This window comes from Acinetobacter sp. YH12041 (assembly GCF_013419975.1).
In the GTDB taxonomy this organism is placed as follows: domain Bacteria; phylum Pseudomonadota; class Gammaproteobacteria; order Pseudomonadales; family Moraxellaceae; genus Acinetobacter.
This window is the reverse complement of sequence record NZ_VOZC01000002.1, coordinates 95,530-118,981: the sequence shown is the minus strand read 5'-3', so window position 1 is coordinate 118,981 and position 23,452 is coordinate 95,530. Positions and strand designations below refer to the sequence as shown.

Here is a 23,452-nt window from a genome sequence, read left to right as displayed (position 1 = left end):
AGAACTGTTTATTGAATTGGACTATTCATGCACTGTTCTGCCTGTTCCAGAATGACTTTAGTTAACTGTTTTAGAGCGGGAGACTGCTGTTTCCAGTGATGCCAATATAAAGGTACATCACAGCTGCATTCAGGCAGTATTTCGATCAGTGTCCCATTTTGAATCCGGTCCGCAATTTGATAATCCGGCACCAAACCATATCCTAATCCAGAAAAAATAGCGTCCGCAAAGGCGGTCGAGGAGGGAATATAGTGAAAAGGAAAACATTGCTGGTTTAAGCCAAATTGAGCTAACAGTAGATGGCTATGTAAATGATCCTGATCATTATAAATCACAGCGGGTGCCTTACGCAGTGATTCCCGGTGAATGCCTTGTTTAAACCAGGAATGCACAAAAGCAGGTGTTGCGACCATTCTATAATGCATCTGTCCAATAAAATGAGCCTTACAGCCCGGCATGGCTTCAATTTCACTGCTAATACATGCATTGACTTGGCCCTGCTCCAGAAGCTTATGAGTTTCACTTTGAACAGCAACCTGAAGATTCAACGTGATTTTTTCTGCAAGCAGGGTAGTGTTCAGACAGGGAAATAACCAGGTTGCGAGTGAATCCGCATTTACCGCGATATGAATCGAGCTAAATTCTGCTTTATTTTGACCATTTAATTGCTGGATCAATTGCTGCTGTAACAGGCGTTGATGCTGCAAATAATTCAGTAAGGTTTGACCAGCATTGGTCACTTTACAAGGACGCTCACGTAGCACCAAAACTTGCCCCAAATCTCTTTCCAGATTTTGCACTCTTAAAGTGACTGCCGAAGCCGTTATATTTAATACTTTTGCGGCAGCATCAAAACTTTGGGTTTCTGCAACAGCCAGAAAAGCATCACAGTTTTTAGAATTAAGTGGCATAGCTTACCTAAATAAAATTTAGTCTAAATGATATTTTCTTAATTATATTTAATTGAAAAGAATAACATAGATAATGATCTTCATCTTTATAATTCCATGATATTCCAATGTTAAATGCATATATACAAGGTCTGGCGGTAGGCTTTAGCCTGATTATTGCCATTGGTGCACAAAATGCTTTTGTATTGAAACAGGGCTTGAAACAGCAGTATGTCTTTGCGATCTGTATGTGTTGTGCCTTATCTGATGCGATTTTAATTTTTGCCGGTGTTTTGGGATTTTCACAATTAATGCTGGTTAATCCACACTGGATCAACATGGCAAAATATCTGGGTGCGACTTTTCTGGTGATCTATGGGGCTCAGCATTTTTATCAGGCCTGGAAGAATGAGCAGCGTCTGGACACAGATCAAAAAGATGTGCCTTCTTTATATAAGGTTTTGCTGATTTGTTTGATGCTGACCTGGCTCAATCCGCATGTTTATCTGGATGCACTGGTCTTGATTGGTTCCATCTCCACCCAATATTCCAATGCACAGATACAATTTGCCTTAGGAGCGATTAGTGCGTCCTTTGTATTCTTTTTTGGACTGGGCTATGCAGCACGTTATTTGCAACCTATTTTTCAGCGTCCAAAAGCCTGGAAAATACTGGATGTACTCATTGGCTGTGTAATGTGGTCAATTGCAGTTTCTTTAGTGAACTGAATTATTCTTTGTAGTACCTCTAAAGAAAAAGGCATGATATTTCTATGCATGCCTTTTTGATTTTATGAAACACCTTAAGCAGCCTGTAAAGCTTTCAAATCTTCTAAAACCTGTTCAGCATGGCCAGCAGCTTTCACCTTACGGTATTCTTTGACCAGTTTGCCATTATGGAAAATGAAGGTAGAGCGCTCAATGCTCATCACTTTCTTACCATACATATTCTTTTCTTTAATGACATCAAAGTGTTTGCATAACACTTCTTCTTTATCACTGATCAGATTGATAGTCAGATTCTGTTTTTCAGTAAAGTTCTGGTGCGCTTTAACCGAATCACGTGATACGCCCAGAATAGTCGTATTGAGCGCATCAAACTGATCTTTTAAACAAGAAAAACCGACTGCCTGAGTGGTACAGCCAGGTGTCGAATCTTTAGGATAAAAATAGATCACCAGCCATTCTGCATCCAGTTGGGCCAGATTAATTTCACCTGTAGTGGTCGGAAAAGTGTGCTCAGGTAAGCTGATCTCAGACATGGTCTCTCCAATTTTTCTAAATTTTTTCAAAAAAATAAGCCACATTATAGTGGCTTATTCTAGAAAAACATCCGTCAGGATTATTTCTTTTGAGCGGCTTTATTGGCTTCTGCAGCAAGTGAATTTAATTTACCTGCGAGCTGTGGGCCTACACAAGACTGCACATTCTGGCTTTGTTTTTTAACAAAGTCTAAAGTTGCAGGGTTTTTCTTCTGGTTAATGGTGCTTTGAATCTGCCATTTCTGAGCTTGAGTCAATTTACCTTCTGCATCTACTTCACATGTACAAAGCTTATTCACATCAGACTGAGTCAGTTTTTTGTACTTCACTGCCTGTTTGTATGGAATAGTACAGGCTTTAATTAAACCGTCACGTACATTTGAACTGCTTCCAGCATTTTTCATGGCAGTTGTGTATTCTTTTTTCATTGCCTCAAATTCTGCTTTTGCCTTAGCTTGATCATTATTTGCAAAAGATGCAGTTGAAAATAGGGCAGACAAAGAGAGTAGGCTAGTCGCAAGTAATTTGGCTTTAATATTCATAATATGGATTTATAACCTTGATCGATTTTAAAGGTAATAACGTGTCGGGTCTTCAACACCTGCATCAGCAAAACCTTGCTTGCGTAAACGACAACTGTCACATGTTCCACACGCACGTCCTTGGTCATCTGCTTGGTAGCAAGATACCGTTTGACTGTAGTCTACGCCATGTTCTAGGCCTAAGCGAATGATATTTGCTTTGGATAAATGTAACAAAGGTGTTTCAAATTTCAGGGCCTGACCTTCGACACCAACCTTGGTTGCAAGGCGTGCCATGTTGGCAAAAGCTTCGATAAATTCCGGGCGACAGTCTGGATAACCTGAATAATCCACCGCATTAATCCCGATCACAATTGCCTCGGCACCAAACACTTCTGCAGCGGCCAAAGCATAAGATAAGAAGATGGTATTTCGTGCAGGCACATAGGTTACCGGGATACCTTCCTGCAATTGGTCTGGTACCTCAATGCTATGATCAGTAAGGGCTGAGCCACCTAAATTACCTAAATCAATATTGATGACACGATGTTCTACACCCGAGCGTTGAGCCAGTGCACGAGCTGCATCAAGTTCTGTAGTAGAGCGTTGGCCATACATAAAACTCAGTGCGATACATTCATAGCGTGCCTGCGCCCAAGCCAGACAGGTTGTTGAATCTAATCCGCCAGATAACAATACAATGGCACGAGGGCGCATAACAAATACTCCAATATAGTAAATTTACAAAAATTAACGACCAGTTTCATCATTCCATAACAACTTGTGCAGCTGCAGCTGGAAACGAACAGGGAGATGGTCTTCTAAAATCCATTGAGCCAGATCACGTGCCAATTGTGGCAAGCGCGTAGCTCCTTTTTCAACTGCAAAGGCAGGGGAGAACCAGACCGTACTGACTTTTTCATTCAACTGGTACTGTTCTACCTGCTGTTTTGACCATTCATAATCTTCACGATTACAGATCACAAACTTAATCTGGTCATGCTGAGTTAAATGATCCAGATTTGTAAGCAAATTTCGTGCAACTTCACCTGAAGTTGGCGTTTTTAAATCCAGAACTTTAGATACCCGTGCATCCACTTTCGACACGTCTAACGCACCACTGGTTTCTAAAGAGACTTCACAGCCTAAATCTGCAAGTCGCTGCATCAGAGGTAGGGCGTTCGGTTGTGCCAATGGTTCACCACCGGTCACACAGACATAAGGCGTTTTAAAATCAAGCGTGGTCTGGATGATGTCATCTAAAGATTTGCGTACGCCACCTTCAAAAGAATAGGTAGTATCGCAATAGGTACAGCGCAGTGGACAGCCGGTTAAGCGGATAAATACGGTCGGTAAACCTGTAGTATTGGCTTCACCTTGTAATGAATAGAAGATCTCCGTAATGCGTAAGCCCGCAGACGGATCAGAAACTGGAATTGCGGAAGATCGAAGCGTATTCATAACAACATTAACCACTGAAAAATAAATAACAATGTATAAAAATAAAAATCCCTACGATCATTGCTGACAGTAGAGACGAGGAGCGGTTGAAGCTCCGGGGAACACAAATGTACCCTCTAAGTTAAGACATCTTAGTCTTCGCGTAGCAGATCGTTCAGGCTAGTTTTAGCACGAGTTTTCGCATCTACTTTTTTCACGATTACAGCTGCATATAAGCTGTATTTACCGCATTTAGATGGCAGGCTGCCTGATACCACAACAGAACCAGCAGGTACGCGGCCATAATGGATTTCGCCAGTTTCACGGTCATAAATCTTGGTAGATTGACCAATGAATACGCCCATTGAAATGACAGAACCTTCTTCAACGATTACGCCTTCAACGATTTCAGAACGTGCACCGATGAAACAGTTGTCTTCAATAATAGTTGGATTAGCTTGAAGCGGTTCAAGAACACCACCGATCCCTACACCACCAGACAAGTGAACATTTTTACCAATTTGAGCACATGAACCTACAGTTGCCCAAGTATCGACCATCGTACCTTCATCTACATAAGCACCGATGTTCACATAAGAAGGCATCAGTACCACGTTTTTCGCCTGGAAAGAACCTTTACGCGCTACCGCCGGAGGAACAACACGTACGCCAGCAGCTTTAAACTGCTCGTCAGTCCAGTCAGAGAATTTAGTATCTACTTTGTCGTAGAAGCGAAGATCACAAGCTTCCATTGGTTTGTTATCGTTTAATTTAAATGATAACAATACCGCTTTCTTAATCCATTGATGAACAACCCATTCACCTTCGATTTTTTCAGCAACACGTAAAGTACCATTGTCCAGGCCAGCAATTACTTCCTCAACTGCTTGACGGATTTCAGCAGGACAGTCTGCTGCTGTGAAATTCGCACGGTCTTCAAACGCTTGTTCAATGATTGTTGAAAGCTGAGACATGATCTTCCTTCCAGAAAAAAATTTCCGATATTTTACACTATATTGCTCTAAAAAGATGGAAAACTAGGAAGGGTCCTGAATTAAATTCGCAAGTAAAGTGATTAGTATCCTTTTCGTATTTTAGATATGTACAAACATTGTTTAAAAAAGGCTTATCATTCAACAAGAAAAATTAATATGTATCAAAAAATAACAAAAGCTCAGCAAAACACGAATAAAAAATATTCATTGGCTCCTTTATATTGAGCTCATCACGAATAACTATTGATGAAAAAAAAGTTCTTTTGAGGAGAGAAATAATGAAAGCTTTATATCAACTTTTAGCAGTATCCGTTCTAGCTGCCACAGCTGGATCTGTCATGGCTGCTGATGAAACAATTGTAACAGATGAAGGCGTAGCTGAATTCTCTTTCTTTAAACCTGCAGCCGTTCGTGCTGAAGTCGGTACTACCGGTTACGGTGGCGCGATCTCTTGGAATGCTAACCCTTATGTAGGTGTTACTCTAGGTTATAATGGTGGTGATATTTCTTGGACTGATGATTTATCAATCAATGGTACAAAATATGACCTAGATATGGACAATAACCTGACTTACTTAAATGCTGAGATTCGTCCTTGGGCGAACTGGTTCTATATGGCAGCAGGTGTCGCTTATATTGATAATGATTATAGCTTAGAACGTCGACCAGGCACGAATGCTTCATTCACAGTGGATGGCGCACGTTTTAGCAACCCAACTGGTGCAGATGTTCGTATCAATGGTGATTTATCATATAAAAATAATATTGCACCTTATGTAGGTATCGGTTTCTCTCCAGCAATTACTAATCGTTGGGGTGTATTTGGTGAAATCGGCGCATACTACAATGGTAATCCAACAGTAGATCTAACAGCTAATCCAGAAGCATATGCAGCAGTTGGTCTTGCTGAAGATGGTCGTTCTTTAGAGCAAGCATTAGCTGATGAGCGAGATGCACTTCGTAACGATAATAAATACGAATGGTTACCAGTGGCTAAACTAGGTGTAAGCTTCCGTTTCTAAGCTGTAGCTGCTAAGCCTAATAAAAAAACGAGCTTCGGCTCGTTTTTTTTTATTTATTAAAAACTATTGAAAGTGATAGCCCAACTTCATACCGACCACCCAAACATTGTTATCATCCACTGCAGATAAGCCTACGAACTGGGGTATAGCAGCGTTTGTATCTGTTTTAGGCTTTTGGAATTTTAAATAATACATTCCTGTAGCGAAATCCCAGTGTTTTAGAAAATTCTGAAAATAGCCCAAACCCACTCCCCAATAGCCGTCACTCGGATTCAAGGTAGAAGCTGGATTTCCCGTACCTGAGTCCCATAAGATTTCAAAAGAATGAATAACAGAAGAAGGCCATTGATGGGCGATTCCAAATTTAGCCGACCATTGATCCTCCTGATAATCAATCATCTTGATATCTTTCACTTCAGGAAACTCCAAAGCGGCATAATCAATCACTGCACCGAATTTTGGTGGTTGAATGACAAAATCTTGCCAGTTTACCCAGCGTAATCCTGCATAAAAAATATTCTGGGAGGGAAGTCCGCTCTGAATATCTAAATTAATAGATTGAGGTGTTTGTATTTTCGTAAAGCTGGGCGTAGTTGTGCCGACTATAAGTGATTCTGTGATTTGCAGTTGATGATTTATGGCTGAACGATAAGTCAGCGAACTTCTAAAGAAATACTCAGGAGTTTGATAGCTAATTCCAGCGAGCCAACCCCAGTCAGCATTTTGTTCAAGCTGAACGTGATAACCATTAAAGACTGAAAAAGATTCACCTACCAAACTTAAATTACCTTCTAAGGTCTGATAACTCAGTCCTGCATAGAGATTCCAGTTTGGATCAGGCTGATATCCAAGAATGGAAGTCAGATTATGACTATCAAACTCAATATCGGCTGCTTCAATCTCTGTAGGTTCGCCTGCAAAAACTGGACTATATTGATATGCAACATCGACATGGAAGGGCTGATCGTAAATGAGTCCCGAAGAGATCTGTGGGTGAAGCTGTAATTTTAATGCCGCATTGGCAACCAGCTGATTATTCGCAAGTTGACCCGTGGAAAAATCCTGAAATTGTTCTAATAATTTGGTATGCTGCACCTGACCGCTGACATTGGGATTTGTCCAGGCAAATGACACTTCGGCATAATGATCCTTTTCAAAAAAGGACTGGATGGTTTGATTGGATTGCTCAAAAGCTGCTGCAAAACTTGTCCCGGAAAAAATCAGTCCACATCCCAAGAGGGAAAATTTGTAGCTCATCATTAATATAATTTATTTATTGAATTATACTGTAATTATGCTTGATTTTTAATGAAATAATCTACTGTTAAAATTAAAAAAAGAGGCAATACGCCTCTTCAATTTAGAAAGCATAATCCATATTATTCATCTGGATAAGCCACTTTTTTAAGTGCCTTGATGTCCGCATCTGGTGAGCATAAAGAAATAAACTCATAACCATAACCACGTAATAAGTGGCCTTTACGTACGGCGATCCAGGTAGTATTTACCCCAAAAATATCAGTTTTAATTTGTTTCAAACGATAGTCACGTTCTGGATCATAAGCCAGATCATTGACAATACCGACACCCATGTTGAGCTCGACATAAGTTTTAATCACATCGGCATCCAGAGCTGACATGACAATATCAACATCTACACCGGCTTCTTCAAAGGCTGAGTCGATTTTAGAACGGCCTGTGAAACCACCATGATAAGTAATAATCGGATAGCCAGCGAGGTCTTCAATACGTATCTGTTCTTTGCTATTTAGCGGGTGATTTTGCGGCGTAATAATACTGTGCTGCCAGTTATAATAAGGCACACTCGCCAGATTTTCTTCAGTCGTTAAGGCTTCAGTCGCAATCCCGATATCTGCTTCACCCTGAAGTAGCATTTCAGTAATTTCCATTGGACTGGCTTGTTGCAAAATCAGATGAACTTTCGGAAATTCTTTTTTGAACTGATTCACGATCGGCGGTAATACATAACGTGCCTGGGTATGCGTCGTTGCAATCGTTAATGTACCTTCATCGACCTTGTTAAAGTCATCTGCAAGACGTTTAATATTGTCTGCATCAACCAGCATACGTTCTACAATACCAAGAAGTGCCTGACCTGGTTCAGTCAGTCCTAATAGGCGTTTACCTTTACGGATAAATAGCTGTACACCAAGCTCATCTTCTAAATCTTTAATATGCTTACTGACACCTGACTGCGAAGTGTAAAGCGCGGCTGAAGCTTCAGTTAAGTTAAAATTCTGTCTAACAGTTTCTCGAATAATTCTTAGTTGTTGGAAATTCATAATTCTTTACTCTATAAGAGGATGGGGCATTTAAAAGCCCCATCTTGCAGTCTTACGCGACCTGGTTTTCAAATAAATGCAGATTTAATGCACTCAACCAAACAGTTTGATCCGGACGGAATTGATGAGCGCGGGCTTCTTCTGGTGTCAGTGAAATTTCAATCAGATTGCCTTGGCGGTCATTCAATTCTGCAACGACTTTTCCTGCAATCCAGAGTTCACGAATGAACGTGGCCTGAATCGCATTCTCTTGTGGTTGTGCATGAATACGCAGTTCATCCGGGCGAGCGAAGACAATGACATTACCCTGAGCTGCCTGTTTAGCGGCATCAAACTGGATACGGTCTTCACCTAGCTGAATAATGCCGCCATTATTTTGACCTTCGAAACGGTTGGCTTGTCCCAGGAAATCAAACACGAATGGGGTTTTCGGTGTTTCATACACTTCACGTGGTGAACCGATCTGTTCTACATTGCCTTTGTTCATCACTACGATTTGATCTGCAACTTCTAAGGCTTCTTCCTGATCGTGAGTGACGAAAATTGAAGTAATGTGCAGTTCATCATGCAGGGTACGTAACCAGCGGCGCAGTTCTTTACGGACTTTGGCATCTAGCGCGCCGAACGGTTCATCCAGTAACAGTACACGTGGCTCAACGGCTAGTGCACGAGCCAAAGCAATACGCTGACGCTGACCACCAGAAAGCTGAGCCGGGTAACGGTCTGCCAGGAAACCTAACTGAACCAGATCAAGCAAACGAGTCACGCGCTTTTTGATTTCTGCTTCCGATGGACGGGTTGAACGTGGGCGTACACGCAGACCAAAAGCCACGTTATCGAATACAGTCATATGACGGAACAGGGCATAGTGCTGGAATACAAAACCCACTTCACGTTCACGAACGTGAACATTGGTTGCATCCTGTCCTTCCAGAATTACCTGACCACCGTCAGCAGATTCCAGACCTGCGATGATACGCAGCAGGGTAGTTTTGCCACAGCCGGATGGACCGAGCAGGGCAACTAACTGGCCGTCTGGGAAATCTAGGGAAATGTTTTTCAGTGCATGGAATGCACCAAAGTGTTTTTCAATATTTTTAACTTGAATACTCATGTGGGCATTCCTTAAGAAACTGTTGAATCGTCATTACGTTTGTCTTGTTTTTCCTGGCGCAGTTCGACCCAGGTTTTCAGAACCAGAGTCACAATTGCGAGGAGAGCCAGGAGCGATGACACGGCAAACGCAGCGCTAAAGGTATATTCGTTATATAGAATTTCGACGTGTAGCGGCAAAGTATTGGTTTCACCACGGATATGGCCAGAAACCACTGATACTGCACCGAACTCACCCATGGCGCGGGCATTACACAGAATTACGCCGTAAATCAGACCCCATTTGATATTTGGCAGGGTCACTTTCCAGAAGGTTTGCCAGCCAGATGCACCGAGTACAATCGCAGCTTCTTCTTCTTCAGTACCTTGCGCTTCCATTAAAGGGATCAGCTCACGTGCTACAAAAGGTACGGTAATGAAGATCGTTGCCAGAACAATCGCAGGAACGGCGTAAAGGATCTTGATGTCATTATCCATCAACCAGCCACCCATCCAGCCTTGAGTACCGAAAATCAGTACCAGCATCAAACCTGCAATAACAGGTGATACCGAGAAAGGCATATCGATAATGGTGGTTAAAATTGATTTACCCGGGAAATTAAACTTCGCCACTGACCAGGCTGCAGCTACACCGAATACTACATTCATTGGTACTGCGATCACAGCCGTTAGCAAGGTCAGTTTGACCGCAGATAAAGTATCTGGATGTACCAGTGCCTGTGTATATACGCCAATGCCTTGTTTAAACGCTTCAACAAAGACCAGAACCAAAGGCAGAATCAGGCAGCTTAAAAAGAAGATCAGTGCAATCGCAATCAGGGTATAACGTACCCAGGTCGGCTCACGGGTCGCATCGCGGGATTGCAATTTTTCAGCCAGCGCATTGCTGTTGGTATTTAAACTCATCGTGCAGTTCTCCCGGTACGGCGGCTCGCCCAAGCTTGCAATAAGTTAATCAGGAAGAGCATTACAAAGGAAATGAGCAGCATCACTACAGCAATTGTGGTCGCACCTGCATAGTCATATTCTTCCAGACGGGAAATAATCATCAGCGGTGCAATTTCAGTTTCAAAAGGCTGGTTACCGGCAATGAAGATCACCGAGCCATATTCACCGACACCACGTGCAAAGGCCAAAGCAAAACCTGTGATCAGTGCTGGCAGCAGAATTGGGAAAATGACTTTGGTGACGATCTGAAAACGGTTCGCACCGAGTGCAGAAGCCGCTTCTTCCAGTTCAGTTTCTAAATCAGAAAGAACCGGCTGTACCGTACGGACCACAAAAGGAATACCGATAAAGATCAAGGCCAGGGTAATACCGATCGGGGTATAAGCCACCTTGATGCCGATTGGATCTAAATACTGACCAATCCAGCCAGTCGGTGCATATAAAGAAGTCAGAGCAATACCGGCAACTGCGGTTGGCAGGGCAAAAGGCAGATCGACCAGTGCATCGACAATACGTTTGCCCGGAAAGCTATAACGCACCAGACACCATGCCAGTAACAGGCCAAAAACTACATTAATCAAAGCAGCAATAATGGCTGAACTAAAGCTTAGCTGTAATGATTTCAAGATACGTTCAGAGCTCAGGATTTCCCATAAGCCTTCCCAGCCAATGCCGAGTGATTTAATAAAAACGGCAGATAGCGGGATCAGAACGATTAATGACAAATACGCTAGGGTAAAGCCTAGAGAAAGACCAAATCCTGGCAGCACTCGGGATCGCTGCGACATGATTACTCCTCAAAAGAGAGAATGCTGGTTAAAGTTAACCAGCGAAAATTAGAAAATAGAATCGGCACAAGCATAATTTGCAGGGACTAAAATGCAAATTTAAAATAATACTTGCTCTCATCAACTTTGCTGATATGGTGCATAGCCTTTTCTGAAATCAAATATTGTTCAATTTCAGGGAAAGAACCAAAACCGGAAGCAACATTGACATGGCCTACAGCTCCCAGATTAATCGGTTTGATCTTCCAGGCTTTCGCCAGAACCTGAGCATCTTCAAAACTTAGCCATGGATCATTTTCACTGATCAACAAAGTCGTTGGAGCCTGAATCTTGAGCTGCTGAAAATAGGCACTGTAATCTGTCTGGCTATCACGGGCAAAACCATTTTCCCCAAAACGTACCGGATTGGCAGGTGCAACCAGCACCAGATTTTTGACTTTAGTATTCAGTTCAGGATGCTGGGCCAGTGCTGCCATGCTGGTCAAACAGCCAAAGCTATGTGCCACAATTTGTACATCATCTGGAATGGCTTGCAGGGTTTTAACAAATTCTGCGACCCATACATCCAGTACCGGATGATTCCAGTCTTTTTGCTGTACACGGGAGCAACGCATGAGCCGGTGTTGCAGGCAGGTTTGCCAGTGATTGTATTCACTGCCACCTACACCGGGAACAATAAGCGTATGAGTCATGTCGATGCTCCTGTATGAAATCAGCTTAAATTATTTTTTTGCGCTGTTAGCTTTAACGATCTGGTCAAAAACACCACCATTTTCAAAGTGGGATTTCTGTACTTTATCCCAGCCACCAAACTCCTGATCAATAGTCACCAGTTTTAATGGCTTAAAGACTTGGCTATATTTCGCCAGCACTTTTTCATTACGTGGGCGATAGAAGTTACGTGCTGAGATTTCCTGACCCAGTGGGGAGTACAGGAAGTTTAAATAACCTTGGGCCAGGTATTTGTTGCCTTTTTTATTGGCATTCTTTTCAACAATCGCCACAGGTGGCTCAGCCAGAATTGACAGGGAAGGAGTCACAATTTCAAACTTGCCCGGTTGTTCACGAAGGGCTAAATGTGCTTCATTTTCCCACGCCAGTAATACGTCACCGATACCACGTTCAGCAAAAGTGGTGGTTGAACCACGGGCGCCTGAGTCAAGTACTTTGGTTTGTTTATAGATTTTACGAACAAATTCTTGTGCAGTTTTGTCGTTACCACCCGGTAAATGTTTGGCATATACCCAAGCTGCTAAATAGTTCCAGCGTGCACCGCCTGAAGTTTTAGGATTTGGTGTAATAATCGCTACACCCGGTTTTACCAGATCACCCCAATCCTTGATGCCCTTTGGATTGCCTTTACGTACCAGGAATACGATGGTAGAAGTGTATGGTGTTGAGTTTTGTGGTAATTTTTTCTGCCAGTCTGCAGGTAACAGTTTGGCTTTTTCGACCAGTACATCAATGTCAGCGGCTAATGCCAACGTTACGACATCGGCATCCAGACCATCAATCACGGCACGCGCCTGTTTACCTGAACCACCATGTGACTGTTTGAAGTTGATGCTTTGGCCAGTACGGCTTTTCCAGTATTTACCAAATTCTTTGTTGACGTCTTCATAGAGTTCACGCGTCGGATCATAAGAGACATTCAAAAAGTCGCGTGCTGCAGCAGAAAACGAAGTTGCTGAAATAACAGCAGCAAGAACCCCTAGTTTTAGTTTTGTTGAAATGCTCATGTGAACCTCAAACTCTTACACGTTTTGTAACATGAGTGAAGAATAAACCTATTCTTTATGCATAAAAAATAATTAAAAATGAATTTTATATGAAAATATAAGATAAAAGATTTTATAAGTATTTGAAACAACAATAGCCTTATTCAATAAGGCCATTGCATAGACATTTATTATTACGATTTTGTGCTATTTGCCTTTACGATCTGATCAAAGATACCGCCATTGGCAAAGTGTTTTTTCTGTACCTTGTCCCAACCGCCAAACTCTTTATCAATAGTCACCAGCTTCAGCGATTTAAAGACATTGCTGTATTGTTTTAATACTGCCGCATTACGTGGACGGTAGAAATTCTTTGCAGCAACCGTTTGACCCGCAGGTGAGTACAGGTAGTTCAAATAAGCTTTAGCCAGATTTTCATTGCCATCTTTTTTAGCATTCTTTTCAACGATTGCCACTGGTGGCTCAGCCAGAATCGACAAAGAAGGGGTGATGATTTCAAACTTGCCAGGCTGTTCACGAATCGCCAGATGTGCTTCATTTTCCCAAGCCAGCAATACATCACCGATACCACGTTCAGCGAAAGTCGTTGTTGAACCACGTGCACCTGAGTCGAGTACTTTAGTTTGTTTGTAGATCTGGCGAACAAAGTCTTGAGCTTTAGTATCATTACCGCCTGGCTGATGTTTCGCCCAAGCCCAAGCTGCTAAATAGTTCCAGCGCGCGCCACCAGAAGTTTTCGGATTTGGCGTAATGATTTCTACGCCCGGTTTCACCAGATCGCCCCAGTCTTTAATGCCTTTAGGATTACCTTTTTTCACCAGGAAAACGATGGTTGAGGTATAAGGTGTCGAGTTTTGCGGGAATTTTTTCTGCCAGTCTTTTGGTAGCAAGCCGCGTGCTGCAATCTCATCGATATCTGCAGCTAGAGCCAAAGTCACGACGTCCGCATCCAGACCATCAATGACAGCACGTGCCTGTTTGCCTGAACCGCCATGTGACTGTTTAAAGTTCACATCCTGACCAGTAGATTTTTTCCAGTAAGCACTGAATTCTTTATTAAAGTTATCGTACAATTCGCGAGTTGGGTCATAAGACACGTTTAGGAAGTCTTTTGCAGATACGCTAAAAGCGGTTGCTGAAATAAGTGCTGTCAATACCCCAATTTTTAATTTACGGATGTTCATATTTGCCTCAAATGTTTCTTTGTTTTGTTGGATGGGGCAAGAATAGCTGGAGATTTTTTGCATAAAAAATAATTAAAAACGAATTTTATGTGAGTAAAACAGATATATAGACAGAGCTTATATTTCATCGCTCTATCCGTCACCAGAGAGGCCTTAAAAGCATGCTGTATTTAAAAAATGCTCAACCCGTCAAAGATATAGATGTGCTGGATCGTGCCTTTCATTATGGTGATGGCTGCTTTACTACCGCTCGCATCCGTCGAAACCGGATCGAGTTAGCAGACCGTCATCTAGCCCGTTTAAGGATGAGCCAGCAAAAATTAAGTTTGCAGGCTGATCTGGACCTGATTGAAAAAAGTTTGCAAGCGTTATTGAAATCAGAAGATGAATTGAACGGCACCTTAAAGATTGTACTGAGTCGTGGTATAGGACAGCGTGGTTATAGCCTGCCAGAGCATCCGGCAGATCTTTGGGTGTTCTATTATCCGAAAACAGTACAGGACTTCAGTTATGAGCAGATTCAGACGGGTGTATTGCAACAGGCCATTGGCCTCAGTATGCCGAATCTGGTGGGGCTGAAAACCTTAAACCGTCTGGAACAGGTGTTGCTTAAACAGGAAGCGGATCAGCATGGCTGGCCGGAAGCACTGGTAACTGATGTGCAGGGTACAATTGTTGAAGGGGTGAGCAGTAATTGCTTCATTCGTATAAACAATACATGGATTACACCAGAACTTCGTTATAATGGCGTCTTCGGTGTGATGCGTGCAGAAATTTTGCAACGTATGCAGGATCAGGGCATTATCTGTCAGCAGCGTGATGTGGAAATGGATGAAATTCCCCATATCGACAGTCTGTTTTTCTGCAATGCGCTCAGTCCGATGAAAATTGCCACTCAATTTGAGCAGCGTGCTTTAAATGTAGATGCTTGTATTGAACTTTTTAACCGTCTTCGATTGAATCAGATGCCTTATTAATATGTCAGCTTCCAAGTCTAAAACCAAAAAGAAAAATAATGCCAAACGCCCTGGTTTCATGAGAGGGATAGTTCTATTTCTAATCGGGATACTCCTGGTTCTAGGGTTAATCCTGAAAGCTAGCCTATGGAAAGATTATCCTGTAGAAGGTCAAAAACAGTTACTGGCAATTAGTAACGGTGAAACCTATTCTGGATTTATTGATCGGCTGGCCAAAGAAAATTATGTCAGCTTTCCGATTATTTTAAAGCTGTATCAGCGCATCATGATTCATGACACCATGAAGGCGGGTGTTTATGAAATTCCTCAAGGTATGAGTATCCGTGCAGTGCTGGACATGATTTCCAATGCAGAAAATGCTCAGATGAACCGGATTCTGGTCATCGAAGGCACGACCTTTAAACAGCTGATTGATGCCTTAAAGAAAGATGATCTGGTGACTAAAGAAGTGGTGAATTTGCCAACCGATCAATTGCTCAAAGAACTTAATATTCCATTCAATCATCCTGAAGGTCTGTTTGCTCCAGATACCTATTTCTTTGCCAAAGGTGAAACGGATCGCAAGATTCTGACCGATCTTTATCAGCGCCAGATGAAGTCTCTGGATCAGGCTTGGGAAAAACGTGCTTCAGATCTGCCATATCAGAATAAATATGAAGCGCTGATCATGGCATCGATCATTGAAAAAGAAACCAGTCTGGATAGCGAGTTACAACAGGTATCAGGTGTATTTGTACGCCGTTTGAAAATCGGCATGCGTCTACAGACAGATCCAACCGTGATTTATGGTATGGGTGAGAATTACAAAGGTAATATTACTCGTCAGGATCTACGCACTCCAACACCTTATAACACCTATACCATGGCTGGCTTACCACCAACACCGATTGCCTTACCAAGCAAAAAAGCTATTGAAGCAGCGATGCATCCGGACAATTCACAAAATATTTATTTTGTTGCAACGGGTAATGGTGGGCATAAATTCAGCAGCAGTCTGCAAGACCACAATAGAGCAGTGCAAGAATATCTCTCTGTTTTACGTTCAAAAAATAAGGAATGAGCATGTTTATCAGCTTTGAAGGCACTGAGGGTGTAGGGAAAACCACACTCATTCGTCGTATCTATGATGATTTTATTGCTCAAGGTAAAGAGGTCGTGCTGACCCGCGAACCGGGCGGTACGCCAATGGCAGAACAGATCCGTTCACTGTTGTTGGCCGTAAACCATGAAGAAGCGATGTGCCATGATACAGAGTTATTGTTGATGTATGCGGCACGAGCCCAGCATCTGGCACAAGTGATTTTACCCGCTTTAAATGCTGGAAAAATTGTCTTATGTGATCGCTTCAGTGATGCCAGTTTTGCCTATCAATGTGCAGGACGTGGACTCAGTGAAGACAAGCTGAATCTGTTAAATCAAAATTTTGTGGAACGTATGCCAGATATTACGTTCTGGCTGGATGCACCGATTGAACTGGGTATGAATCGCGCTCGTGCCCGAGGTGCGCTGGATCGGTTTGAGCAAGAGAAAGTTACTTTCTTTGAGAAAGTTCGCGCTGGATATGCAATACTATGCCAGCGTCATCCAGAGCGGATTAAATGTCTGGATGCAACTCAAACACCGGATCAGGTGTTTGAACAGGCGCTGTCTTATTTAAAATAATTTTATTCTAAAGATATTTTCGGCATACTTTTCTCTAGTTATTTCAAGGAAGAATCTCTATATTGGAATAAATCAGGAAGATAAAACATGATGAAAAGTACAAGAGAAGAAATCATCCAGTTTTTACAGCAGGAATTTCCACAGAGCCTGGAAAAGTGCCAGATCGAAGCTGTAGTGCCTCAGGGTGCAACCGTACTGTATCGAGTGAGTGAGCAGGAATTACGTCCCGGCGGCACGGTATCTGGCCCTACTATGATGACCTTGGCTGATCTGGCTTTATATATTGCCATTCTCGGTGAGATTGGACTGGTTGGCCTAGCAGTGACCACAAACTTGAATATTAATTTTTTGCGTAAACCTTCAGGCGGAGTCGATCTGCGAGGGGAAAGTAAATTGATGAAAGTGGGGAAGGCGCTCATTGTGGGAGAAGTTTGGATTTATTCGATTGATCAGGAAGAGCCGGTTGCCCATGTGACAGCGACCTATTCGGTTCCACCACGTAAAGAACCCATACATTCCTTAAAATGCTGATTAACTCATACAAATCATATGCTTTATTTAAATAACCTGATTATTCTAAAAACTTAAAAAAATCACAGCCAAAGAAAAGGCAGATAACATTTAAAAATATGATCTGCCTTATTTATATCTTTAAGCATTCACCAAAGGAGTTTCTACTTCAAAACTTGGTGGAATTAGTACGGTTTTGCGTAGCTCAGGCAGCAATTCTGGATAATCTAGGGTGAAATGCAGGCCACGGGATTCTTTACGTTGCATGGCACAACGCACAATCATCTCTGAAACGAGTACCAGATTACGCAGCTCGATCAAGTTTTTGCTCACCTGATAATCCTGATAGTATTCGGTAATTTCTTTCTTTAACATCTCAATCCGGTGCAGGGCACGTTCTAGACGTTTAGTCGTGCGGACGATACCCACATAGTTCCACATGGTCTGACGCAGCTCGTCCCAGTTTTGCAGAATAACTACATCTTCATCAGGATTGGTCACCTGAGAATCATCCCATTCTGGTACTTCAGGGATAGCTTGATCTGCCTTGAAATTTTCCTGAATATGTTTGGCAGCACTCATGCCATATACAAAACATTCTAAAAGTGAGTTGCTGGCCATGCGGTTAGCACCATGTAAGCCAGTATAGGACGTTTCACCAATGGCATAGAGTCCGACAATATCAGTCTGGCTATTTTCATCTACGACCACACCACCACAGGTATAATGCGCAGCAGGAACCACAGGAATCATTTCCTTGGTGATGTCGATCCCAAGCTCTAGCAGACGTGCATATAAGGTTGGAAAGTGTTCCTTGATGAAGCTTTCATCTTTATGGGTAATGTCTAGCCAGACATGACGAATGCCCAGACGTTTAATTTCATAGTCAATCGCGCGTGCCACAATATCACGTGGTGCCAGTTCAGCACGCTCATCAAAACGCAGCATAAAACGCTCACCATCAGGTAGGCGTAAATACGCACCTTCACCACGCATAGCTTCTGTGATCAGGAATGAACGGGCTTGCGGATGATATAAACAGGTCGGATGGAACTGGTTGAATTCCATATTGGCAACCCGGCAACCGGCACGATAAGCCATCGCAATCCCATCACCGGTCGCGATATCAGGGTTCGAGGTATAAAGATAAGCTTTCATAGCACCGCCACAAGCCAGAGCAGTAGATGGTGCTAAGAAAGTGTGGACTTGTGCACTTGCTTCATTGAGTGCATATAAACCTAAAGCGCGATTTTCACCATCTAAGCCCAGTTTTTGTGAGCAGATCAGGTCGATCGCAATGTAATTTTCAAAGATGGTAATATTTTCTTTTTCCTGAGCGCGCTGTACCAACGTGGTAGAAATGGCACGCCCAGTCGCATCAGCTGCGTGAATGATTCGGCGCTGTGAATGGCCGCCTTCACGGGTCAAATGTAATTGTTCCTGCTCATCCAGGGTAAATTGGACGCCGTGTTTCAGCAGAAAATCCACCGAAGGCTTACCACCTTCAACCGTCTGCTTCACCGCATCCATTTCACACAGATGTACACCTGCAATCATGGTGTCATCAATATGCTGTTCAATCGAGTCTGTCTCATCCAGTACTGCTGCAACGCCGCCTTGTGCATAATAGGTACTGGCATCGGTCAGGGTGGATTTGGCAAGAACTGCAATATTAAAATGTTCAGGCAAAGAAAGTGCTAGACTAAGACCGGCACCACCACTGCCCACAATGATCACGTCAAAATGATGGGTAAGGGGAAAATTAGACATGTCCATCAGCTAATTGAAAAAAGTCCGTTAATCAGAGCGCTTTTTTGTACAAAAGGCAAGCGTTTAAGTGCTCATTTATTGATGAAAAAAATTAATAAAAGCTTTAACTTAATGCTTTAGAAAAATTAAAGGTTGCCAACATTCAAGCTTTCGAACATATTGTTACTTAAAATATATGAAGTTTGTGATAAAACCTATTTACATAAATTTATCAACAATTTGGGTGAATAATTTATATGAAAATTCTGGATTTAAAAAAAGGATTATTTGCAGCGACTGTTACCATGAGTGCTGCTCAGTTACAGGCAGTAACACCCGTCGATTTTTCTAACCTGGTTGATCAGGTCAGTCCGGCAGTTGTCAGTGTGAGTGTTGTCAAGAAAATGAGCGAAGAAGAGCTCTTGCAACAACAGGTTCCTGAAATTTTACGCCGTTTCTTTGGTAATCAGGTGATTATTCCGCAGCCACGTGTACCGCAGGAAAAAACTGGATATGGGAGTGCCTTCTTCATTAGTAAGGATGGCTATCTGCTGACCAACCACCACGTAGTTGAAGATGCGTCTAAAGTGACAATTACCTTGAATGATCGTCGGGAAATTGATGCGACAGTCGTAGGAAGCGACGAGCGTACTGACGTCGCTTTATTGAAAGTCAATGGTTCAGGTTTCCCGGAACTGCGTACTGGTGATGTCGATAAATTACGTGTAGGTGAACCCGTATTAGCAATCGGTTCACCTTTTGGTTTTGACTACTCCGCTTCTGCCGGGATTGTCAGTGCCAAGATGCGTAATATGATGGGCGAAACCGCAGTCCCATTTATTCAGACTGATGTGGCCCTGAATCCAGGTAACTCGGGTGGACCGCTATTTAACCAGCGCGGTGAAGTGGTTGGGGTGAACTCACGAATCTTCAGTGGTACGGGCGGTTATATGGGCCTGTCATTTTCGATTCCCATTGATGTCGCTATGGAAGTCGCTGACCAGCTGAAACGTGATGGTAAGGTGACCCGTTCTTATCTGGGTGTAAGCCTGCAAGATATCGACCGTACTTTGGCTGAATCTTATAAATTATCTAAGCCAGAAGGTTCTTTAATTACCCAGGTGGCACCAAACTCGCCAGCGGCTAAAGCGGGTCTGCAAGCCGGTGATGTGATTTTAAAATACAATGGTACTGATATTTCACGCACTAGTCAGTTGCTGAACTATTTGAACCGTTCTGCACCTAAACAGCAGATCCAGTTAGAAGTATTACGTGATGATAAACGCCGTAGTATCAATGCAACACTCACGACTGCACCAGATGAAACGCCAGCCAAAGCAGGTAACCAGGCTCAGCCAAATAAAGGTCCGGTATTAGGCGTTACTATTCGGGAATTAAGCCCGGCTGAAAAAGAGCGTTTAGAGATTAAGGGTGGTGTAGTCATTCAGGATGTTCGTAGAGATGGGATCGCAGCTCAGGCACGGATTATGCCAAATGATGTCGTGACTCAAATCAATGGTAAAGCAATCTTGAACAGTAACCAGTTTGTGGAAGCTGTGGCAGATTTGAAAAAAGGTAGTGTTGCCCGTGTCGGTCTGATTCGTCAGGGTCAACGTGCCATTGTCGGGATGCGCATTTCATAAAATAAATGAATCTTCAATAATAAAAGACCGCTTGTATAGGCGGTTTTTTATTTTTCGCAATTTACCCGAGGCATAATTTCTGTAGACTCTGTATATAGAAAAAATTGCGATAAAGGATTAGAGAAAAGTGACCGGTATTTTTGACCAAGTTTTAAAGGTACAACCTGAACATATTGATCGTCTAGGACATGTGAATAACGTAGTTTATGTGCAGTGGATGCAGGATGTGGCCTCGGCGCATATCGAGCAATTAGGACTCGGTTTAAATGAGTATCTGCAACTTAAACATGCCATGGTTGCAGTTGAACATCATGTCCAGTATCGCAAGGCGGCATTTGAAGGGGATGAGCTGATTCTACGAACTTGGTTAAGTGATCTAAATGCCTTGTATTCATTCAGACAGTATGTATTTTATCGTCCGCAGGATCAGAATATCCTATTTACCGGTAACACGCAGTGGGCCTGTATCGAAATTGCGTCGGGTCGACCGAAGCGTATGTCGCCAAGTTTTACCCAAGCTTATCAGCCTCTCTCAGACAGTATTAACCCTTATGATTTTTCTACTTTATATTTGAGTGAAGAAGCAAAGGCGATAAGAGAAGAATCAATCTAATAAGGTGATGATATCGAGATTGAATAGAGAGTAGCTACCAAATAGGAGGCAACCCATTTAACAAGCTGTTTTCTTGAAAAAAAGCTGAGGAAAAGAAAATAAAACATAAAGCGGTTACGTATTTAAGATAGGCGAGAGAGAAGAAAGATAATTCTTTTTCTGTATCTCCATTCTGCTATAATCCTCGGCAATTTCTATTCGGCTTTTGTTATGCAATGACTTTTTAAATTGCATGACGCGTTTTTTTCTCAAGGTAGCCCATGGCGCAAGCTAAAAAATCTGTTGATATTAAAAACATTCGTAACTTCTCGATTATTGCGCATATTGACCACGGTAAATCGACTCTGGCAGATCGTTTTATTCAAACTTGTGGTGGTTTGCAGGATCGTGAAATGCAGGCTCAAGTTCTTGATTCTATGGAACTTGAACGCGAACGTGGGATTACCATCAAAGCGGCTTCGGTCACCTTGTACTATACCCATCCAAATGGCCAAGAGTATCAGTTGAACTTCATTGATACCCCGGGACACGTGGATTTCTCTTATGAAGTTTCACGTTCTTTGGCGGCCTGTGAAGGTGCACTACTGGTGGTAGATGCAGCACAAGGTGTAGAAGCGCAGTCTGTTGCAAACTGCTATACCGCCATTGAGCAGGGTCTGGAAGTTTTACCAGTACTGAACAAAATTGACTTGCCACAAGCTGAACCCGAACGTGTAATTCAGGAAATTGAAGATATTATCGGGATTGAAGCGACTGAAGCACCGACCTGTTCAGCAAAAACTGGCCTAGGTATTGAAGGTGTGCTTGAAACGCTGGTGAATGTCATTCCTGCACCAACAGGTGAACGTGATGCACCGCTGCAAGCGTTGATTATTGACTCATGGTTCGATAACTACCTGGGCGTAGTATCTCTGGTTCGTGTGAAACAGGGTCGTGTTCGCAAGGGCGACAAGATGCTGGTGAAATCGACTGGTCAGACACATATCATCACTTCAGTCGGTATTTTCAATCCGAAGCATACTGAAACCGATATCCTTGAAGCGGGTGAAGTTGGTTTCGTGATTGCCGGTATTAAAGACATTTTTGGCGCACCAGTGGGTGATACCATTACACTGGCAACTACTCCAGAAGTTCCAACACTACCTGGTTTCAAAAAAGTAAAACCACAGGTATATGCGGGCCTGTTCCCAATCGATTCCAGTGATTTTGAACCTTTCCGTGAAGCATTGCATAAACTGCAAATCAATGACTCTGCGCTGTTCTTTGAACCAGAAAGTTCTGATGCTCTAGGCTTCGGTTTCCGCTGTGGCTTCTTAGGTATGCTGCACATGGAGATCGTACAGGAGCGTCTAGAACGTGAATACGATCTGGATTTGATCTCTTCAGCACCAACGGTAATTTATGAAGCAGTGATGAAAAATGGCAATACCATTTACATCGACAGCCCTTCAAAAATGCCAGATGGTTCAACTGTTGAAGACCTGCGTGAACCAATTGCAGAGTGTCATATTCTGGTACCACAAGAATACCTGGGTAATGTCATGACCCTATGTATTGAGCGCCGTGGTGTACAAAAAGACATGAAGTTCATGGCGAATCAGGTCTCTGTTACTTTTGAAATTCCAATGGCCGAAGTGGTGATGGATTTCTTTGATAAATTGAAATCTTGTTCACGTGGTTTTGCGTCACTAGATTACAACTTTGTGCGTTTTGAAAGTTCATCACTGGTGAAAGTGGATGTCCTGATCAATGGTGAAAAAGTCGATGCTTTAGCAATGATTTGCCATCGCCAGGATGCACGTCACCGTGGAATTGCACTGGTTGAAAAAATGAAAGACCTGATTCCTCGTCAGATGTTTGATGTGGCAATTCAGGCGGCCATTGGTGCGCAAATTATTGCCCGTTCTACTGTAAAAGCAATGCGTAAAAACGTATTGGCAAAATGTTATGGTGGTGACGTATCACGTAAGAAGAAACTTCTTGCAAAACAGAAAGAAGGTAAGAAACGTATGAAACAGGTGGGTAGCGTTGAAATTCCACAAGAAGCGTTCTTAGCTGTACTGAAAGTCGAACGCTAATACTATAAGGATAATA

Annotated in this window: 24 protein-coding genes; 9 read left to right on the top strand and 15 right to left on the bottom strand. The window is 42.7% G+C overall.

Annotation, left to right across the window (positions count from 1 at the left end; all coding sequences use genetic code 11):
* Positions 1 to 8: 8 nt before the first annotated feature.
* Positions 9 to 911 (bottom strand): LysR family transcriptional regulator ArgP, encoded by a 903-nt coding sequence (locus FTU00_RS02960; RefSeq protein WP_180179054.1) that lies wholly within the window; start codon positions 909 to 911, stop codon positions 9 to 11.
* Between the two features lie 107 nt (positions 912 to 1,018).
* Between FTU00_RS02960 and FTU00_RS02955 the strand changes: the two genes are divergently transcribed.
* Positions 1,019 to 1,618 (top strand): LysE/ArgO family amino acid transporter, encoded by a 600-nt coding sequence (locus FTU00_RS02955; RefSeq protein ID WP_180179053.1) that lies wholly within the window; start codon positions 1,019 to 1,021, stop codon positions 1,616 to 1,618.
* A 74-nt stretch (positions 1,619 to 1,692) separates the two neighbouring features.
* On the opposite strand, the gene FTU00_RS02950 is transcribed toward FTU00_RS02955, so the two are convergent.
* From FTU00_RS02950 to dapD, 5 genes are all read right to left on the bottom strand, one after another.
* The gene (locus tag FTU00_RS02950; RefSeq protein ID WP_180179052.1) at positions 1,693 to 2,151 is read right to left on the bottom strand and encodes a peroxiredoxin; all 459 of its coding nucleotides are present in this window, start codon (positions 2,149 to 2,151) and stop codon (positions 1,693 to 1,695) included.
* A gap of 80 nt (positions 2,152 to 2,231) precedes the next feature.
* Positions 2,232 to 2,693 (bottom strand): hypothetical protein, encoded by a 462-nt coding sequence (locus FTU00_RS02945; protein WP_180179051.1) that lies wholly within the window; start codon positions 2,691 to 2,693, stop codon positions 2,232 to 2,234.
* Between the two features lie 27 nt (positions 2,694 to 2,720).
* The gene (gene queC / locus FTU00_RS02940; RefSeq protein WP_034704975.1) at positions 2,721 to 3,389 is read right to left on the bottom strand and encodes a 7-cyano-7-deazaguanine synthase QueC; all 669 of its coding nucleotides are present in this window, start codon (positions 3,387 to 3,389) and stop codon (positions 2,721 to 2,723) included.
* 33 nt (positions 3,390 to 3,422) lie between these two features.
* Positions 3,423 to 4,133, bottom strand: coding sequence for a 7-carboxy-7-deazaguanine synthase QueE (gene queE / locus FTU00_RS02935; RefSeq protein WP_180179050.1), 711 nt, complete (start codon positions 4,131 to 4,133; stop codon positions 3,423 to 3,425).
* Positions 4,134 to 4,264: 131 nt separating this feature from the next.
* The gene (gene dapD, locus FTU00_RS02930) at positions 4,265 to 5,086 is read right to left on the bottom strand and encodes a 2,3,4,5-tetrahydropyridine-2,6-dicarboxylate N-succinyltransferase (RefSeq protein WP_004784553.1); all 822 of its coding nucleotides are present in this window, start codon (positions 5,084 to 5,086) and stop codon (positions 4,265 to 4,267) included.
* Positions 5,087 to 5,385: 299 nt separating this feature from the next.
* Between dapD and carO the strand changes: the two genes are divergently transcribed.
* On the top strand, positions 5,386 to 6,129 hold the full coding sequence (gene carO / locus FTU00_RS02925) for an ornithine uptake porin CarO (RefSeq protein ID WP_180068927.1): 744 nt from the start codon (positions 5,386 to 5,388) through the stop codon (positions 6,127 to 6,129).
* Between the two features lie 63 nt (positions 6,130 to 6,192).
* Here the strand turns inward: carO and FTU00_RS02920 are convergent, their stop codons facing one another.
* From FTU00_RS02920 to FTU00_RS02885, 8 genes are all read right to left on the bottom strand, one after another.
* The gene (locus tag FTU00_RS02920; protein ID WP_180179049.1) at positions 6,193 to 7,389 is read right to left on the bottom strand and encodes an outer membrane protein transport protein; all 1,197 of its coding nucleotides are present in this window, start codon (positions 7,387 to 7,389) and stop codon (positions 6,193 to 6,195) included.
* 119 nt (positions 7,390 to 7,508) lie between these two features.
* Positions 7,509 to 8,432 carry a CysB family HTH-type transcriptional regulator gene (locus FTU00_RS02915; protein WP_179992692.1) on the bottom strand — a complete coding sequence of 308 codons (924 nt, stop codon included), beginning with the start codon at positions 8,430 to 8,432 and terminating at the stop codon, positions 7,509 to 7,511.
* A 52-nt stretch (positions 8,433 to 8,484) separates the two neighbouring features.
* Positions 8,485 to 9,546, bottom strand: coding sequence for a sulfate/molybdate ABC transporter ATP-binding protein (locus FTU00_RS02910; RefSeq protein ID WP_125279340.1), 1,062 nt, complete (start codon positions 9,544 to 9,546; stop codon positions 8,485 to 8,487).
* A gap of 11 nt (positions 9,547 to 9,557) precedes the next feature.
* Positions 9,558 to 10,451, bottom strand: a complete 894-nt coding sequence (cysW, locus tag FTU00_RS02905; protein WP_180179048.1) for a sulfate ABC transporter permease subunit CysW — start codon at positions 10,449 to 10,451, stop codon at positions 9,558 to 9,560.
* Positions 10,448 to 11,281 (bottom strand): sulfate ABC transporter permease subunit CysT, encoded by an 834-nt coding sequence (cysT, locus tag FTU00_RS02900; protein WP_004784537.1) that lies wholly within the window; start codon positions 11,279 to 11,281, stop codon positions 10,448 to 10,450. Before cysT ends, cysW begins: the two co-directional genes overlap by 4 nt.
* Before the next feature lie 86 nt (positions 11,282 to 11,367).
* A complete protein-coding gene (locus tag FTU00_RS02895) occupies positions 11,368 to 11,973 on the bottom strand; it encodes an alpha/beta hydrolase (protein WP_180179047.1) in 606 nt (201 codons plus the stop codon).
* Between the two features lie 30 nt (positions 11,974 to 12,003).
* Positions 12,004 to 13,020: a sulfate ABC transporter substrate-binding protein gene (locus tag FTU00_RS02890; RefSeq protein ID WP_180179046.1), complete on the bottom strand. Its 1,017-nt coding sequence runs from the start codon at positions 13,018 to 13,020 to the stop codon at positions 12,004 to 12,006.
* Positions 13,021 to 13,193: 173 nt separating this feature from the next.
* Positions 13,194 to 14,204, bottom strand: coding sequence for a sulfate ABC transporter substrate-binding protein (locus tag FTU00_RS02885; RefSeq protein WP_180179045.1), 1,011 nt, complete (start codon positions 14,202 to 14,204; stop codon positions 13,194 to 13,196).
* Positions 14,205 to 14,365: 161 nt separating this feature from the next.
* Between FTU00_RS02885 and pabC the strand changes: the two genes are divergently transcribed.
* The 4 genes from pabC to FTU00_RS02865 all read left to right on the top strand — a co-directional run bounded on the left by pabC (position 14,366) and on the right by FTU00_RS02865 (position 17,374).
* Complete coding sequence (pabC, locus tag FTU00_RS02880) at positions 14,366 to 15,181, top strand: aminodeoxychorismate lyase (protein WP_180179044.1); 816 nt, start codon at positions 14,366 to 14,368, stop codon at positions 15,179 to 15,181.
* A 1-nt stretch (position 15,182) separates the two neighbouring features.
* Positions 15,183 to 16,241 (top strand): endolytic transglycosylase MltG, encoded by a 1,059-nt coding sequence (gene mltG, locus FTU00_RS02875; RefSeq protein WP_180179043.1) that lies wholly within the window; start codon positions 15,183 to 15,185, stop codon positions 16,239 to 16,241.
* 2 nt (positions 16,242 to 16,243) lie between these two features.
* Positions 16,244 to 16,843: a dTMP kinase gene (gene tmk / locus FTU00_RS02870; protein ID WP_180179042.1), complete on the top strand. Its 600-nt coding sequence runs from the start codon at positions 16,244 to 16,246 to the stop codon at positions 16,841 to 16,843.
* Between the two features lie 90 nt (positions 16,844 to 16,933).
* Complete coding sequence (locus FTU00_RS02865) at positions 16,934 to 17,374, top strand: PaaI family thioesterase (protein ID WP_179992698.1); 441 nt, start codon at positions 16,934 to 16,936, stop codon at positions 17,372 to 17,374.
* 120 nt (positions 17,375 to 17,494) lie between these two features.
* On the opposite strand, the gene nadB is transcribed toward FTU00_RS02865, so the two are convergent.
* A complete protein-coding gene (nadB, locus tag FTU00_RS02860; protein ID WP_180179041.1) occupies positions 17,495 to 19,123 on the bottom strand; it encodes an L-aspartate oxidase in 1,629 nt (542 codons plus the stop codon).
* A 236-nt stretch (positions 19,124 to 19,359) separates the two neighbouring features.
* Here nadB and FTU00_RS02855 point away from each other — a divergent pair, with 236 nt between their 5' ends.
* From FTU00_RS02855 to lepA, 3 genes are all read left to right on the top strand, one after another.
* The gene (locus FTU00_RS02855; RefSeq protein WP_125279350.1) at positions 19,360 to 20,745 is read left to right on the top strand and encodes a Do family serine endopeptidase; all 1,386 of its coding nucleotides are present in this window, start codon (positions 19,360 to 19,362) and stop codon (positions 20,743 to 20,745) included.
* Positions 20,746 to 20,872: 127 nt separating this feature from the next.
* A complete protein-coding gene (locus FTU00_RS02850) occupies positions 20,873 to 21,358 on the top strand; it encodes a thioesterase family protein (protein WP_179992701.1) in 486 nt (161 codons plus the stop codon).
* A 260-nt stretch (positions 21,359 to 21,618) separates the two neighbouring features.
* Entirely contained in the window at positions 21,619 to 23,436 is a 1,818-nt protein-coding gene (gene lepA / locus FTU00_RS02845; RefSeq protein WP_004784519.1) for a translation elongation factor 4, read from the top strand.
* Positions 23,437 to 23,452 lie beyond the last annotated feature (16 nt).

Coding starts and splice junctions, on each gene's coding strand:
- FTU00_RS02915 (WP_179992692.1), bottom strand. CDS start 8,432: ATGAATTTCCAACAACTAAGAATTATTCGAGAAACTGTTAGACAGAAT.
- lepA (WP_004784519.1), top strand. CDS start 21,619: ATGGCGCAAGCTAAAAAATCTGTTGATATTAAAAACATTCGTAACTTC.
- FTU00_RS02945 (WP_180179051.1), bottom strand. CDS start 2,693: ATGAATATTAAAGCCAAATTACTTGCGACTAGCCTACTCTCTTTGTCT.
- FTU00_RS02920 (WP_180179049.1), bottom strand. CDS start 7,389: ATGATGAGCTACAAATTTTCCCTCTTGGGATGTGGACTGATTTTTTCC.
- queE (WP_180179050.1), bottom strand. CDS start 4,133: ATGAATACGCTTCGATCTTCCGCAATTCCAGTTTCTGATCCGTCTGCG.
- mltG (WP_180179043.1), top strand. CDS start 15,183: ATGTCAGCTTCCAAGTCTAAAACCAAAAAGAAAAATAATGCCAAACGC.
- FTU00_RS02895 (WP_180179047.1), bottom strand. CDS start 11,973: ATGACTCATACGCTTATTGTTCCCGGTGTAGGTGGCAGTGAATACAAT.
- cysT (WP_004784537.1), bottom strand. CDS start 11,281: ATGTCGCAGCGATCCCGAGTGCTGCCAGGATTTGGTCTTTCTCTAGGC.
- FTU00_RS02885 (WP_180179045.1), bottom strand. CDS start 14,204: ATGAACATCCGTAAATTAAAAATTGGGGTATTGACAGCACTTATTTCA.
- FTU00_RS02910 (WP_125279340.1), bottom strand. CDS start 9,546: ATGAGTATTCAAGTTAAAAATATTGAAAAACACTTTGGTGCATTCCAT.
- FTU00_RS02960 (WP_180179054.1), bottom strand. CDS start 911: ATGCCACTTAATTCTAAAAACTGTGATGCTTTTCTGGCTGTTGCAGAA.
- cysW (WP_180179048.1), bottom strand. CDS start 10,451: ATGAGTTTAAATACCAACAGCAATGCGCTGGCTGAAAAATTGCAATCC.
- FTU00_RS02890 (WP_180179046.1), bottom strand. CDS start 13,020: ATGAGCATTTCAACAAAACTAAAACTAGGGGTTCTTGCTGCTGTTATT.
- FTU00_RS02855 (WP_125279350.1), top strand. CDS start 19,360: ATGAAAATTCTGGATTTAAAAAAAGGATTATTTGCAGCGACTGTTACC.
- pabC (WP_180179044.1), top strand. CDS start 14,366: ATGCTGTATTTAAAAAATGCTCAACCCGTCAAAGATATAGATGTGCTG.
- queC (WP_034704975.1), bottom strand. CDS start 3,389: ATGCGCCCTCGTGCCATTGTATTGTTATCTGGCGGATTAGATTCAACA.
- dapD (WP_004784553.1), bottom strand. CDS start 5,086: ATGTCTCAGCTTTCAACAATCATTGAACAAGCGTTTGAAGACCGTGCG.
- FTU00_RS02950 (WP_180179052.1), bottom strand. CDS start 2,151: ATGTCTGAGATCAGCTTACCTGAGCACACTTTTCCGACCACTACAGGT.
- tmk (WP_180179042.1), top strand. CDS start 16,244: ATGTTTATCAGCTTTGAAGGCACTGAGGGTGTAGGGAAAACCACACTC.
- FTU00_RS02865 (WP_179992698.1), top strand. CDS start 16,934: ATGAAAAGTACAAGAGAAGAAATCATCCAGTTTTTACAGCAGGAATTT.
- carO (WP_180068927.1), top strand. CDS start 5,386: ATGAAAGCTTTATATCAACTTTTAGCAGTATCCGTTCTAGCTGCCACA.
- nadB (WP_180179041.1), bottom strand. CDS start 19,123: ATGTCTAATTTTCCCCTTACCCATCATTTTGACGTGATCATTGTGGGC.
- FTU00_RS02955 (WP_180179053.1), top strand. CDS start 1,019: ATGTTAAATGCATATATACAAGGTCTGGCGGTAGGCTTTAGCCTGATT.